The 12,947-nt window shown below is 57.4% G+C and carries 18 protein-coding genes and 1 tRNA gene; 18 read left to right on the forward strand and 1 reads right to left on the reverse strand.

What is annotated here, in order from left to right:
• The first annotated feature begins 65 nt into the window (after window positions 1-65).
• From MESS4_RS14615 to MESS4_RS33965, 8 genes are all read left to right on the forward strand, one after another.
• Entirely contained in the window at window positions 66-518 is a 453-nt protein-coding gene (locus MESS4_RS14615; RefSeq protein WP_006332014.1) for a hypothetical protein, read from the forward strand.
• The gene (locus MESS4_RS14620) at window positions 515-2,962 is read left to right on the forward strand and encodes a phage/plasmid primase, P4 family (RefSeq protein ID WP_006332015.1); all 2,448 of its coding nucleotides are present in this window, start codon (window positions 515-517) and stop codon (window positions 2,960-2,962) included. The genes MESS4_RS14615 and MESS4_RS14620 overlap by 4 nt, the downstream gene beginning before the upstream one ends.
• A 685-nt stretch (window positions 2,963-3,647) precedes the next feature.
• Window positions 3,648-4,241: a hypothetical protein gene (locus MESS4_RS14630; protein WP_006332018.1), complete on the forward strand. Its 594-nt coding sequence runs from the start codon at window positions 3,648-3,650 to the stop codon at window positions 4,239-4,241.
• Window positions 4,242-4,388: 147 nt separating this feature from the next.
• The gene (locus MESS4_RS14635) at window positions 4,389-4,868 is read left to right on the forward strand and encodes a hypothetical protein (RefSeq protein WP_006332019.1); all 480 of its coding nucleotides are present in this window, start codon (window positions 4,389-4,391) and stop codon (window positions 4,866-4,868) included.
• A 111-nt stretch (window positions 4,869-4,979) separates the two neighbouring features.
• Window positions 4,980-5,177: a hypothetical protein gene (locus MESS4_RS14640; protein ID WP_006332020.1), complete on the forward strand. Its 198-nt coding sequence runs from the start codon at window positions 4,980-4,982 to the stop codon at window positions 5,175-5,177.
• Between the two features lie 375 nt (window positions 5,178-5,552).
• Window positions 5,553-5,696: a hypothetical protein gene (locus tag MESS4_RS33515; RefSeq protein ID WP_157385586.1), complete on the forward strand. Its 144-nt coding sequence runs from the start codon at window positions 5,553-5,555 to the stop codon at window positions 5,694-5,696.
• 680 nt (window positions 5,697-6,376) lie between these two features.
• A complete protein-coding gene (locus MESS4_RS33520) occupies window positions 6,377-6,553 on the forward strand; it encodes a hypothetical protein (protein ID WP_157385587.1) in 177 nt (58 codons plus the stop codon).
• Complete coding sequence (locus MESS4_RS33965; RefSeq protein WP_198292758.1) at window positions 6,550-6,744, forward strand: hypothetical protein; 195 nt, start codon at window positions 6,550-6,552, stop codon at window positions 6,742-6,744. Before MESS4_RS33520 ends, MESS4_RS33965 begins: the two co-directional genes overlap by 4 nt.
• Here the strand turns inward: MESS4_RS33965 and MESS4_RS14650 are convergent.
• Window positions 6,689-6,934: a DUF982 domain-containing protein gene (locus tag MESS4_RS14650; protein ID WP_348259883.1), complete on the reverse strand. Its 246-nt coding sequence runs from the start codon at window positions 6,932-6,934 to the stop codon at window positions 6,689-6,691. The two genes, MESS4_RS33965 and MESS4_RS14650, sit on opposite strands and share 56 nt — an antisense overlap.
• Here MESS4_RS14650 and MESS4_RS33525 point away from each other — a divergent pair.
• The 10 genes from MESS4_RS33525 to MESS4_RS31205 all read left to right on the forward strand — a co-directional run bounded on the left by MESS4_RS33525 (window position 6,933) and on the right by MESS4_RS31205 (window position 12,656).
• Window positions 6,933-7,112 (forward strand): hypothetical protein, encoded by a 180-nt coding sequence (locus tag MESS4_RS33525; RefSeq protein WP_157385588.1) that lies wholly within the window; start codon window positions 6,933-6,935, stop codon window positions 7,110-7,112. The genes MESS4_RS14650 and MESS4_RS33525 overlap by 2 nt on opposite strands.
• Window positions 7,109-8,428 carry an RtcB family protein gene (locus tag MESS4_RS14655; RefSeq protein WP_006332052.1) on the forward strand — a complete coding sequence of 440 codons (1,320 nt, stop codon included), beginning with the start codon at window positions 7,109-7,111 and terminating at the stop codon, window positions 8,426-8,428. The genes MESS4_RS33525 and MESS4_RS14655 overlap by 4 nt, the downstream gene beginning before the upstream one ends.
• Window positions 8,425-8,547, forward strand: coding sequence for a hypothetical protein (locus MESS4_RS34985; protein ID WP_006332053.1), 123 nt, complete (start codon window positions 8,425-8,427; stop codon window positions 8,545-8,547). Before MESS4_RS14655 ends, MESS4_RS34985 begins: the two co-directional genes overlap by 4 nt.
• Window positions 8,544-8,831, forward strand: a complete 288-nt coding sequence (locus MESS4_RS14660; protein ID WP_006332054.1) for a hypothetical protein — start codon at window positions 8,544-8,546, stop codon at window positions 8,829-8,831. The genes MESS4_RS34985 and MESS4_RS14660 overlap by 4 nt, the downstream gene beginning before the upstream one ends.
• A 201-nt stretch (window positions 8,832-9,032) precedes the next feature.
• Window positions 9,033-9,109 (forward strand) — tRNA-Glu (locus MESS4_RS33530).
• A 448-nt stretch (window positions 9,110-9,557) separates the two neighbouring features.
• A complete protein-coding gene (locus MESS4_RS14665; RefSeq protein ID WP_006332056.1) occupies window positions 9,558-9,767 on the forward strand; it encodes a hypothetical protein in 210 nt (69 codons plus the stop codon).
• A 180-nt stretch (window positions 9,768-9,947) separates the two neighbouring features.
• On the forward strand, window positions 9,948-10,130 hold the full coding sequence (locus tag MESS4_RS14670; RefSeq protein WP_006332057.1) for a hypothetical protein: 183 nt from the start codon (window positions 9,948-9,950) through the stop codon (window positions 10,128-10,130).
• Entirely contained in the window at window positions 10,127-10,300 is a 174-nt protein-coding gene (locus tag MESS4_RS33535; RefSeq protein WP_157385589.1) for a hypothetical protein, read from the forward strand. The genes MESS4_RS14670 and MESS4_RS33535 overlap by 4 nt, the downstream gene beginning before the upstream one ends.
• 71 nt (window positions 10,301-10,371) lie before the next feature.
• A complete protein-coding gene (locus MESS4_RS14675; protein ID WP_006332058.1) occupies window positions 10,372-11,733 on the forward strand; it encodes a hypothetical protein in 1,362 nt (453 codons plus the stop codon).
• Complete coding sequence (locus MESS4_RS31205) at window positions 11,733-12,656, forward strand: M28 family peptidase (protein ID WP_006332059.1); 924 nt, start codon at window positions 11,733-11,735, stop codon at window positions 12,654-12,656. Before MESS4_RS14675 ends, MESS4_RS31205 begins: the two co-directional genes overlap by 1 nt.
• The last annotated feature ends 291 nt before the right edge of the window (window positions 12,657-12,947 follow it).

The raw sequence follows: 12,947 nt of genomic DNA on the forward strand, positions 1-12,947 counted from the left end.
AAGAACCACGGTGGCTTGTGATTTGCTTTTTATACACGATCTAAGCTCCTTCACTGGAGCGCAAAATGTTCTACCCAACCATCAAAGACGAAACAGTCTTAATGCTGAACGTGGTCGTTCAGAACATCGAGAAAAACCCTTCCTACCTATCTAGTCCTGACTGTCCGTACTCGGATGTCATCAAGAAGTTCTTTCAGAGAACTGGCGCTGAAGTCGCGCCGGTCGACCTCTTCGCGGGCGAGGACGAGCTTGTCGTCATCGACACCCAGATCGCCAAGATCATCAATGATCTCGAAGCGTTTGGTGTGACCCTGACCAAAGAGGATGTCAGTGAGAAGCTGGCCTATTTCAAGACCAAGACCGTGCTGTTCGAGAAGCTGATCAGCATGAGAGAGCGGACGTTCACGCTCAAGGAGTTGAACGAGTTCCGTTCGACCATTCTCGGCTTCATGAACGAAATCTGCACCAAAGACCAAGTGACCGACCTGATGCTCAGGCTGGATGGAGCGCTCGCATGATTTTCCTACAAACTGCACCCCATTACTGGGCCAAGGGCCTGCCGGCCATTCCGCTGATGAGAGGCGAGAAGCGCCCGGCGATCAATCGCTGGCAGCTGTTCGCCGACACCAAGCCCTCGGACGAGGAGATGGCGGTCTGGCTCGACCATTTCCCCGATGGCAACATCGGTCTGCCGATGGGTCCGTCCTCGGGCCTGGTGGCCCTCGACATCGACACTGACGACCCCCAAATCCTCCACGTCCTGAACGGATTGCTGCCGCCCTCGCCATGGGTTCGAGTCGGCAAGAAGGGCATGGTCAAGATTTTCCGGTTCACCGGTGAGCGGACGTGCCGCATCAAGGGCGCTGACGGTGCCATGATCTGCGAAATCCTGTCCAAGGGCACGCAGATCGTGCTGCCGCCCTCGATCCACCCCGAGACCAAGCGGCCCTACACCGCCAACTGCAATCTCTATGACGTGCTCGCGAGCGTGCCGGCGCTTCCGCTTGGCATCGAGGATCTGATCCGGGGTTGCCTCCAGGACCTGGGCATCGAGGTCTCGGTCGGCGGCGGCAACAACAAGGTCACGACCTTCGTTCCGGCCGGCGCCCGCGACAACACCATGGTTTGGCATGCCGGGCTCCTGGCGCGCGCCGTCACTCGCGGCGAGCGTTCACTGCTAGAGGCTCTGGGCGAGATGGAGCATTGGGTCAATTCGTTCATCGAGAAAGTGATCGGCGATCCTCTGTCGGTCGAGAAGGCTCAGGCCAAGGTCATCGAGTTCCTGGTCCGCGATGTCACCGGCGAGAAGCGCGTCGGCCTGCCGGTCGGTTGGGACGAGGGATTGACGGAAGAAGATAAGGGGCGGTTAGGCCTCAGTTTCACCGAGGACGACGAGAAGTGGCCCGCCGACAAAATCCTGTTGTACCTGGCTGGCGAGTTCGAGCGGTTCTCCGACCACAACTCGGAGGGCAGGATCAACGCCATCAACGTGGCACTCGACAAGGTGGCTCGCGCCGCCGGCGTCATGAGCATGCTGGACGAAGAGCGGGTGCTGCGGTTCATCACCGGACAGTCAGCGTCGACCATCACAATGGCCACGCTCAAGAAGATGATCAATTCGCTTCGTCGGGGTGACATCGCCGGCGAAAACCATCAGGAAATCGCCGCTGCGGTGCTCAAATATGTCGACGAATTTGGCGAACATCGCTTCGATATGGGTGCTTTTTGGCAGTGGAAGGGCGCATATTGGGACAAAAAGGACCCAAATGAGCTGCTTCGGGTCATTTCCACCGAATTTGGCACGTATCCGGCCTGCAAACGCTATTCGGACTATGCCGGCGTTCTCAAGGTCATGCAGTCCCTGGCCATGAAGCCTCTGAAGCAGAACCTGCTCAAGGGGCTGAACTTTGCCAATGGCTTCCTCACCGAGAACTTCGAATTGGTCGCTCACAACCCCGATCAGGGCATGACCTACATCCTGCCGTTCCGATATCTGCCCGATCTCGCCGGCCACATGCCGATCTTCAACCAATTCCTGGCCGACAGCTGGGGTCACGACCCAGATTACATGGACAAGGTCGCCGCGCTCCAGGAAGCCATTGGTTCTACGGTCTTCGGACACGCCACGACCTACCAGCGGGCGGTTTGCCTGTTCGGCGCACCGGGTTCGGGCAAGTCCAGGGTCACAGCCATCTTGCAGGGCCTGCTGCCGCCGAATGCCGTATCGTCCATTCCGCCTACGGATTGGAACGACAAGTTCATGCCGGCCCAGATGCACTCCAAGGTGCTGAACTTTGCCGGCGAGCTGTCGGAGAGCAAGTCCATTCCGGGTGACGTGTTCAAGAAGATCGTGACTGGCGAGACGATTTCAGCTCAGCACAAGAACATGCCGTCGTTCGAGTTCCGCCCGATGTGCGCCCAGTGGTTCTCCTCGAACCACCTTCCCAAGACTCGGGACAGTTCCGATGGCTTCAACCGACGATGGTTGATCCTGGAGTGGAACAAGCGCGTCGACCCGGCCAAGAAGATTGTCGATCTCGACCAGATCATCCTGGAGCACGAGCGAGAGGCGATCGTTGCCTGGGCGGTCGAAGGCTTCCAGAGACTGGTCAAGAACAACGAATACACGCTTCCATCCTCTCACCTGGCATGTGCGGACCAAATGGCAACCGACAACAACTCGGTGCGATATTTTTTGGCAAATTGCCCAGCGATCATCGTCGGAAAGGCGAAGACGCTGGGCCTGTCACTGACACGCATTTCGTTGGGGGAGTTACACGGCGAATATTGGTCTTTCTGCATCGCTATGGGCATTGCCCAGCGTGTTTCATTGCAGGGTTTTCAGAAAATGATGAAAGAGTTGCAGAGCGTTTTCGAGTTTCACGAGGTTTTAGAGCCGAAGGCTTTGTCTGCCCCGACAGTTTCGTACGAGTCGATCACTCTTGCGGATCGGAGGAGGTAGTCGTGGTTTATGAAAAAGCATGGTGGGAGTGGGAAAGGGAGTTATATCTTGGCGCATCCAAATGAGACACGCTCTAGGCTCTACGCGGTGTTTGCCCATTCGGGCTTGAGCGTCTGCGAATTCACAACGCTTAGTCTATTGGAATTGGCAAAACTCAATATTGCTCAGCTGGAAGATATGGAGGAAGGTCTAGCTCACCTGAAAGAGCACTTCGCGGTTCTGGACGGGAGCAAAGAGCAGATGAGGTCCGTCCTGGACATGATCACTGTTCACTAGCCAGCTCCTGGACACTATCCCTGAAAAGGCTCGCTTCGGTAGAGCCTCTCCCTCAAGAAAGGCTCGCTCACGCGGGCCTTTTTCTTTTGGTGCAGGTTAGCGCCTGAACGGTAATGACAAGACAGTGGAAGGGAAACTCTAGGTTCTGGCGACTGATATCACTCCGATTTTCAAAATTTTTTCTGGGGTGAGTTTTAGACCATAGAGGGCGCTAACCCCAGCCAGGGCCATAAAAAGGTGTACTCCTTACTCCAGTTCACCACTGTCCAGCATGGTACTCTGTATCTAGGCCTTCGGGTCGGGGCGCGCCGCGCCTGCCTCGCCAGCCTCTCCCCTCGGGGACAGGACACGGGAGAGGTGTGTCGAAAGGAAACTTTCCCCTGCGGGGGAGAAACGAAGGAAAAGGGAAATGCCCGGCTTTACTCTCACGGCGGTATCCGCCCGCATTCGCAATCTGGACAACGATGTCCAGTGGAAGCTCTACACGGCGCTGGCCGCTCTGGCCAAGCTTCGTGGCACGAAGAAATCCACCCTTGCCACTATGGTGTTCGGCAAGGACAAGCCTTCCAAGGCGTTCAACAACGCATGGTCGCTGTCTGCCAAGTTCTTCGCCGCCGGCCTGTCCGACAGCACGAAGAAGGCTATCACTGACCAGCCGATTGACGAGGCGGTCAATGCCACCCTCGCGGCCCTCGCGGCCCACATGACGGCGCTTGGTGTCAACGGCAAGAACGCTTACGACGCGGTCGCGGAATACACGTCGAAAGACGCCATTCCCACGGCAGAGGCCGAACCCGAGGCCGCTCCGGAAGAAGCCGAAGTGACTGGCGAGAGCGTTGTCGAGCCCGAGACCGGTGCGCCGGCCGAAGTCCAAGACGTGGTCGGCAAGGCCAAGGCCTTGATCGAGGGCATGACGATGGATGAAATGAACGCCATCGCCATCTTCCTGAATGATCGCATGGTCGCCATGGCCACCACTGACACGCAGCAGATGGCCGCCTAGGACACATCACACCCTACCTAGGCCTCCCCACCGGGGCCTAGGCGCTGGCTACCCATCTTCTGGCGGGGTAGCCAGCATTACCTTAGCGCGGAGCCATCCCGGTATCCGCATCGAGCGGGGTTTCGAATTCCCCGCAAGGGGAAAACCATGCCCATACTCAAATCGTTCTCGGATCTTCCCAAGGTCCATGTACCTCGCATCTTGCCTGATTTGGGAAGCATTGCACTACGTGCTCAGCATCCAGGCGCCCGGCGGGTGTATCCGGCCAGGCACATCATCGACCCTCACGCCCTGTATCTGAGCGAGGGCACGGTCAATATGGCCAGAACCTGGTCCGAGTTGGGGGAGCACCATCCAAATACCCCCGACAGGCTACCCAGCGAGGCGCCACAGCGCCTTCGGCCTCGGGCACAGGGCAAAGGGCCTCGCAACGAGAAACGCCTGTACGCGCCTGTGAATGGGCATGCAGAGGGTATGAGTGTAATGTTCGTCGATAAGCTCACCGGCCAGGTTCTGGCCCGCTGCGTGGGCTCGCGTGAGCATGTGGTCGGCGAGGCCATCAAGCTCGCCCTTTCGCAGGGTGGTACGATCACCGATCTCGAAGTACGTCGGGAAACCTCAACCTAGGTTGGGGTTTAACAACTAGCCACAGGATTGAGGGCAGGGTGCGGGCACTGTACACATGTGTCTAGGACCTAGGATTTTGCTGAAATCAGTGCAAACATGAGGAATGCTCACATGAAGACCAAAATCAGCTCGGGCTTTGCCCTCCTCGACGTGAAGTCGGGCCGTGACGAATTGAATGCTCACTTCGCGACCGGACCCAAGACGCCAATCCCGGTCACGATCACCGGCTTCACCACTGGCATCTGGTCGGACGATGATGGAGTGTCTCGCGAATTCGGGATTGACGTGAGGGAGCTGACCACGGCCTAACTGCGGAGTTCCGACCTTGACCTGGTTCTGTACCTAAGCGCTTTCAACCGGCGCCATGACATAAATGTGGTTGGCAAAATTAGAGAGACAGTTCCGAAGACCTGAGCATGTGGCTAACTGCTCATCAAGCCTACAGCACAGGAGCCACTCCATCATGCTCTAAGCATCCCGCGACAGACCTGAGCACGTCTGATTAAACTGCTCGTCCCTCATTTACGGCGATCACATCGGCTGAGGCCGCCCATACCTACTTACCAAGTTGGTGTGATCTCCATAACTGACGGAGTTTGACTATGCGTGGCGTCAACAACCCTGTTGGCAGGGCGAAGCTTTGGCCAGCTCACGAACTCATCATCCTGATAGGAGTGATCCTCTATGGCCTCGTTGCATCCCTACTATGAGACCGCTGTTGCCAAACAGCGGCGCGAGTTTCGCGAAGAGATCACCGCCTTCCTGAAAAAGGTCGAGGTTCAGACCGCAAGGTTGACGGGACACCGGGTGCTCGAAATAATCCAATGATTTCAATGGTTGATGGGCTGCGGGGTGTTTAAAATAACTCAATGATTTCAATGGTCACCCTTGCTAAGTAGTTGAAATCGTTGGCCTTTTATACCCTATAGACTCCTCTATAGTATATTCTCTTTCTTTTTTCTTTCCCCCCTTACACGTTAGGAGAAAAAGGGGTCCAGAGAGAAATATTATACGTTGTACGGTCGGCGTTAAAACCGCCAATCCGAACGCTTACACTTTTTCGGTCTATAGGGTCTGGAGGATTTCGGAGCCTTCGATGGGCGAAAAAAACGCGTAGTGTAGAGCGTTCGCTCCACAACCGACCAGTTGCAGTTCACAATCCGCGAGGTTCTACCCATGCCGCACAACGGCCCGGTGGCTGCCTCCACACGCCTGGCCCTATGCCAAGAGGTCGGACGCCTTATGGCCTACTACTCGATACCACTCGCCCCGGCCGTGCGCCGGGCTCTCCTCACATTGGAAGGAGAGCCACGGGATAATCATCACAAGGGACCAGTTAGCGTCATCACCGTCTACCAATGGTTCAAGGCCTCTGGCGTCGTCCCCTACTCAGATACTCACATCACTGATGGAATGACTGAGGCCCAAGTGTCTCTCTTCCATGAGCTGATCCAAGTTCCCTCAATCGACCATGACGACGCCTGTCGTCGGGTCAAGGAGTACCTTCCGTGAAACAGCAACTCATCGAACGATGTTCTCACTTCGTTCCAACAGGAGTCAAGGCCGTGACCTATTTCCGCCCCACCAATCTCGACACGCCTGACCCGTGGCTGTGGTTCGACCGCTTGGTCCCACTGTTCATCATCGCCCTGGCGGTGTTGATCTTGGCATGGAGTTTCGCATGACCAAGAACGAGGATGCCTTAAACCTGGTCAGGGATTTCGCTGACATGTTCCGCAGCGGAGCGCAGGGCGCCGAGATGGACTGTGACTCAGCTATGGACCTGGCGCTGTCCATCGACATTCTTGTGGGGAAGAGAGTTAGGGCGCCCGCCAAAGATCAGCGTCTTTCGCCGCAGCCTCAAACGCCTTCCTGACTTCGTCGGCCGAAGCCCTGCCTTCTTCTGCATCAATGCAGGCCTGGACAGCCTTGCGCCATTTGGCGCCCCGCTTATCCCACTCAAGCAGCTCTTCAGCCGCCACCCGCACGTTGTTCACGCCGCGTGTCAATCCAACCTGCTTCGTCGCGACATAGACGGGAGGATAGAACCAAAGGCCAGACATCATGAAAGTCCTTATTGGCGGAACGCCTCTCGAAAGTATGGGATGGCAGGTTGATCTCGACAAGGTTCGCCTCGTCTGGAGAGAGGGCACCGAGCCGGCCAAGCAGCTGGTCTTCCTCACCAATCTTATCACCTCGGCTCGCGCTGAACGCGACCGCATTATTCAGGAGACATTTGGATGACCTACACCGGCAAAGACCTGATCCGCTGGGGCCACAAGCCAGGCCCGTTCTTCGGTCCCGCCATCGATGAGGCCAACCGTCTCTCGAAGAAGGGCTACAGCGAAGCCTTGATCGAGGAGATGATCCGCCGCCTGGTGCCCACACCCATCCCCGAGATCCAGCTCTACTCGACGAGCCGCCCCTTCGGTGTGTTCCTCGACGCCACCACCGAGGACGAGATCACCAACAAGGCAGCAGTCCATAAGGCCATGGACGAGTTGATGCGCCTGCCCACCGTGGTGAGCGGCGTGATCATGCCCGATGCCTGCCCAGCTGGCGTCATCCCGGTCGGTGGCGTCGTCGCCACCAAGGGCGCGATTCATCCTGGCTTCCACTCAGCCGACGTCTGCTGCTCGATGGCGATCACCGTCTTCAAGCGCAACGATGACCCGAAGCGGCTGCTCGATGCAGCATTCGGCATCACCCACTTCGGCCCGTCACCCAAACAGAGCCGATACAGCAAGGTGCCTCACACCATCCTGAACCGTTTCCGAGGCAATCCTTTCCTCGCCCAGAGCGAGAACATTGCCGGCGCTCACTTCGCCACCCAGGGCGACGGCAACCACTTCCTATTCGTTGGACACCTGGAGTCCACGGGACAGCTGGCGATGGTGACCCATCACGGCTCCCGTGGGCTCGGGGCGCAGCTCTACAAGCGAGGCATGCAGGCGGCGAGGCGGCACACCGCCATCGTTGCTCGACGCGCTCCACCGGCAGCTGCGTGGCTTGACGCCACGTCCGACCAGGGCTTCGCCTACTGGGAAGCTCTCCAGATCGTCCGCGACTGGACCGAAGCCAGCCACTTCGAGATCCACAATCGGATCGCAAGGCACATGGGCAACGCCATCATCGACCAGTTCTGGAACGAGCACAACTTCGTCTTTCGCAGAGACGATGGGCTCTACTACCACGCCAAGGGAGCGACCCCATCGTTCGCCGGGTATGAGCGGACGCTGATCCCGATGAACATGGCCGAGCCGATCCTGATCACGGCACCGACCAACAACGAGACCGCTCTTGGCTTCGCCCCACACGGCGCCGGTAGGAATATGAGCAGGACGCAGTTCATGAAGAGCTACGATCCCATACCGCCGGCCAACATCGACATCCGGTACTTCACCGGCAAGCCCGACCCCTCGGAATTGCCCGACGCCTACAAGTCGGCAGCCGGCGTGATCGCCCAGATCAAGAAGTACGACCTGGCCAAGATCACCGACCGTGTCCTGCCTTACGGCAACATCATGGCGGGAGACACCGCCTGGAGACGACCAACATGACCTACCTCCTGACCCTCGTCATCTGGGGCCACGTCTTCGTCCTCGACAGCGGCCTGACGGACTGTGAAATCTACGAGGTCGAGGCACCGCTCTACTGCGTCAAGGATGTGCAGGCATGAACCTCCGCGCCATCCGCAATCGCGACGATGATTTCGTCATCTGCCACGACCAGCCCTGCAAGAAGGGCGAGACCAACATCGTCGCCCACGTCTGGGTCACGCCCAGCTCGAATATGAGCGACAGGTTCGAGGCCCAGTTCAACGCCCCTCAATTCAGCTTCGAGGAGCTGGAGCTGATCAGCAACGCCTTGGCAACCGTCGCCCCGCGTGGATGGGAAACCGCCGAGACCGCGGTGAAAACTAAGGTTCGCGTTGCTTACGCTAGACTTGCGAGTATCAAATAAATACTTGCTTCTGCCCCACTCGTCTACAGGTTAGGACACCAGCCCTCTCAGGCTGGAAAAGCTTGGATCGATACCAGCGTGGGGTACCAAAATTCACGATAGTAGCTGGGGAAGGTTGTTCTTTCTGCCCTCCAGCGCCCGCTGACTTAACTGCACCCTAGTGGTGGCTCGTGCTCGAACACGAGGCGTCAGTGGTTCTTTGCCTCATTCGTCTACCGGTTAGGACACCAGCCCCCTCAGGCTGGAAAAGTTTGGTTCGATCCCAGCATGAGGTACCAAATTCAAAACTTAGCACCTTTACGAAGATTGTCAGGCGCCCAGAGCGACGACCCCTAACAGCGTGACCAATTCGGTTTCGCATGCTCTGGGAGAGTTTGAAGGAAGGGTCTAATGCCCTTCTAGCCTTTTTAGCTACAGTGCTCTTGAGGTTGATAGCCTTTTTGTTCTGCCGATAATATTCTCGCTGACACTCTAACTTCTTAAGGGCATTTGCCACCTTGTGGCGTTCATAGGATGCTCTCCTGGAAGCCTTAGACATATCAGGGTCCCTGGCCTTGTATTCAGCCATCCTCTGAAGCCTCACCTCGCGGTTCCGCTCATAGCTTTCTTTAGCTTGTCGCCTGATCCTCTCACGGTTCTTGGCTCGATATTCCGTGGCTAACATCAATCATCCTCTTCGCCCTTTAAATAGGGTTTGGAAGCAAAGGCTTAAAGGAGAACGGGCATATGCAGTTCACCGGCATCATCCGCAACTGGGTCGAGGACCCTTACTACAAATGCATCTGGGGCCAGGTCTTCGGCGACATCCTCGGCCGCTTCCCCGATGGAAAACAGATCCACACGTCTCGCGTCATCGAGCTGAACCGCGAGGCCGGCTACGTCACCACACACTCGGGCAACATCTACAAGCTCGAAGAGGAAAAGGTGGACGCCTGATGAGGATCGCCGTCATCTCTGGAACCACACCCAACGCAAATACGTCGCCCGACCCGGAAGCGAGAAGAGCTTCACGGGCGACATCAGGAAAGCACAACAGTTTCCGTCCAAGACCGCTGCTGAAGCTGAGTGCTACGGCAACGAGCACGTCGAGATGTGGAACGGACTGGAGAGGTTTACGTGACCCTTGACGACGCACAGGACACCTTCCGTGACCGGAAGACGCAAACCGCCGCCGCCGACTACCTCAAGACGGCACTCGAATATTGGCGCGACGACATGATCGGAACCACCACTTTGATCTCGGCCATCGAAGAGGTCGAGCGCAGTCTGAGACAGCATGAACTGGAATGGTTCAAATGAGTAAAGCCAAACAACAGCGCATCCAGCGCCGTGTCCTGAACAAGACCCTGGACTTCTTCCGGGGCATCAGCGGCCGGCGGCTCGCTGGCCGTAGCCATGGTCGTGGTTTGAGCCGCGACCAAATCAATGAACACAGCACTCGGGTCCTCATGGACGACCCGGTCGACTAACAACCCACAACACCAACACATCCACAACAAGGCTCGCTTCGGCGGGCCTTTTTCTTTTTGGAGAGAAAGAAATGACCCGTTACACGATCCGTGACAACAAGACGAACGAAATCCGCAACAACCAGACCTTCGAGAATTACTGCAGCGCCTTCGACGAGCTTCAACGCATCGGCGCCAATTGGCAGCGTACCCTGTACCTCCATGACAACCGTTGGCGCGACGATTGGAACCGTGCCCAGACGCTCGATCTGACCGAGTTCGGCTTCGAGCCGATCAAGGATCACTTCCTGATGCTCGCCAGCGATGACTCCGCCGATGCGGTGTACGTCACCTATTTCCAGGATGAATGGGCCGGCGCCAAAAGAAAGCGCACCTCGCCCATGAAGCTGGGCCGCTACCTGAAGCAGTTCTATCCGCAGCTCACCGACGACGAGGTCACCACCCAGTCGACGACCATCTTCACGAAGCTGCTGAAGATGGACCTCCAGCTGGCCTATAGCGCCGACGACATCCAGGCTATCTACGAGGAAAGCCACGCCGGCGCCTGTGGCTCCTGCATGAGTCACAGAATGGACTCCGGTCATTGGAATTCGTGGCAGAAGGACCACCCGGTTCGCGCCTATGCTGGCCCCGACCTGGCCCTGGCCTACATCCGCAAGCCCGTCACCGGCGAGCTGCTCGGCCGTGCCCTCGTGTGGCCCGAGAAGAAGAAGTTCGGATCGACCTACGGCAACTACGACAAGATACGAGCTGCCCTTCGACAGGCCGGCTACACGTCTGACGGCAACTTCGACGGCGCTCGTATGACCCGGCTCGTGCAGCGCCGGAACGGCAACACGGTCTATCTGGCCTGTCCGTACCTCGACAACGGAAACGGCTGCCATGACAATGGCGAGTACCTGGTCATGGGTCGGAACTCAGCGTACGACCGCAAGGATAGCTCGCAGAATGGTTACATCACCATCCAGGAGTATCGCTGCGCCATTAGCGGTGAATTGATCCCGGCTGCCAAAGCGTTCGAAGTTATGAGCCCCGACGGCCTGAGCACTGTCTCCATCCTTCGCGACCTCAGGGACACGCACACCGAATATCACCACGGCTCCCGTTGGTTGAAGTCCGACAATGACGACGACTACATCGTCGTCGGCGACGGCAAGCGCCTGCCACGTGGTGTGGTCTCGAACTACTATCGTAAGTGTGCTGTGACCAAAAAGTTCTACCTCCCGTCAGAAGGCATGAACACCAACGACGGATGGGTCTGCAACCAGGTTTATTTCAGAGACTATGTCGTTTGCCAGGTGTCGAAGTCCGTTCTCAAGAAGGACCGAGCGGTCTGGATGGAGCACGGCGCCTGGTGGCACCCTGAGATGCTCCGAACCCATGGTGTCCAGGTCGAGGGCAAGAACTACGCTCGCCTTCTCCAGGCCGCATAATGGAAAAGTACCTGGAAATGTTGAGCTTTTGTAGACCAGCCGGCAGCGTTTACGAGGAAGCCTTCGTCGAGAAGTATCTCCGCGAGCCTCACCGGCCCATCGAGGACGGCTACGGCAACCAGATCATCGATGTGGGGTCCAAACCCAATATCGTCTGGTCCTCGCACACCGATACCGTCCATCGTGACAGCAGGCTTCAGCACATCGAAGTCGGCAAGAAGGATGGATTTGCCCGTGTCGCTCCCAGGCAGAAGCTCTCCAACTGCCTGGGAGCCGACTGCACGACTGGCGTGTGGTTGATGTTGGAGATGGTCGAAGCCGGCATCCCCGGCCGCTACATCTTCCACCGTGCTGAGGAGCGGGGCATGCTCGGCAGCACCTGGCTCGCCAAAAATGCTCCTGAGTGGTTGAAAGGCATCGACGCTGCCATTGCATTCGACCGCATGGGCACCAACGAGGTGATCACCCACCAGGGCAGCTGTACGGCGTCCAATGAGTTCGCCACGTCTCTCGCCACCATTCTCGGCGGCGCCTACAAGCCCAGCTCGAATGGTGTCTACACCGACACCAAGGCCTACGCCAGGATCGTGCCCGAATGCACGAACATCGGCGTCGGCTACTATCGCCAGCACAGCCCCTCAGAGAGCCAGGACCTGAACCACCTCAAGTGGCTGCGAGACGTGATGGTCAAGTTCGACCAGAGCACCCTCGTGTTCAAACGCGATCCCGCCGCCGTGGCCGAATATGATCCCTACGACTTCTACGAATGGGATCAGGCTCAGTACGATTGGAGCGCCTACGTCAACCTCGTCCGCAGGAACCCCAGCACGATCGCTGCGATCATGCAGGACCTGGGCTACGACTACGACAAGCTCGACATCGACATCTACAAGCGAAATCGTAACAAGACCTCAGCCCTATAGACTAAGCTCCGATAGAGCTTTCATCTGGAAACTCACCACCTATATCCAGACATGTTGTCACCAGATGAACGTCGAGCACGAGATCGAGGTTATTACGCCAAGATGTCCTTGGTGCGAAAACTGAGAAAAGTAGCGCTTCAGGATAATCGGCGTTTATCCATCACTAGAGCAATCCAGGGACTACAAGTCGACAATGAAGTGTGCATGTGGAGAAGACCACCCAGGCTGTCTGGATTTTCATCACGTAACAGATGACAAAGAGGTAAACGTCGGTGACGCTGTCCGTCTGGG

This window comes from Mesorhizobium sp. STM 4661 (assembly GCF_000359125.1).
GTDB lineage: Bacteria > Pseudomonadota > Alphaproteobacteria > Rhizobiales > Rhizobiaceae > Mesorhizobium.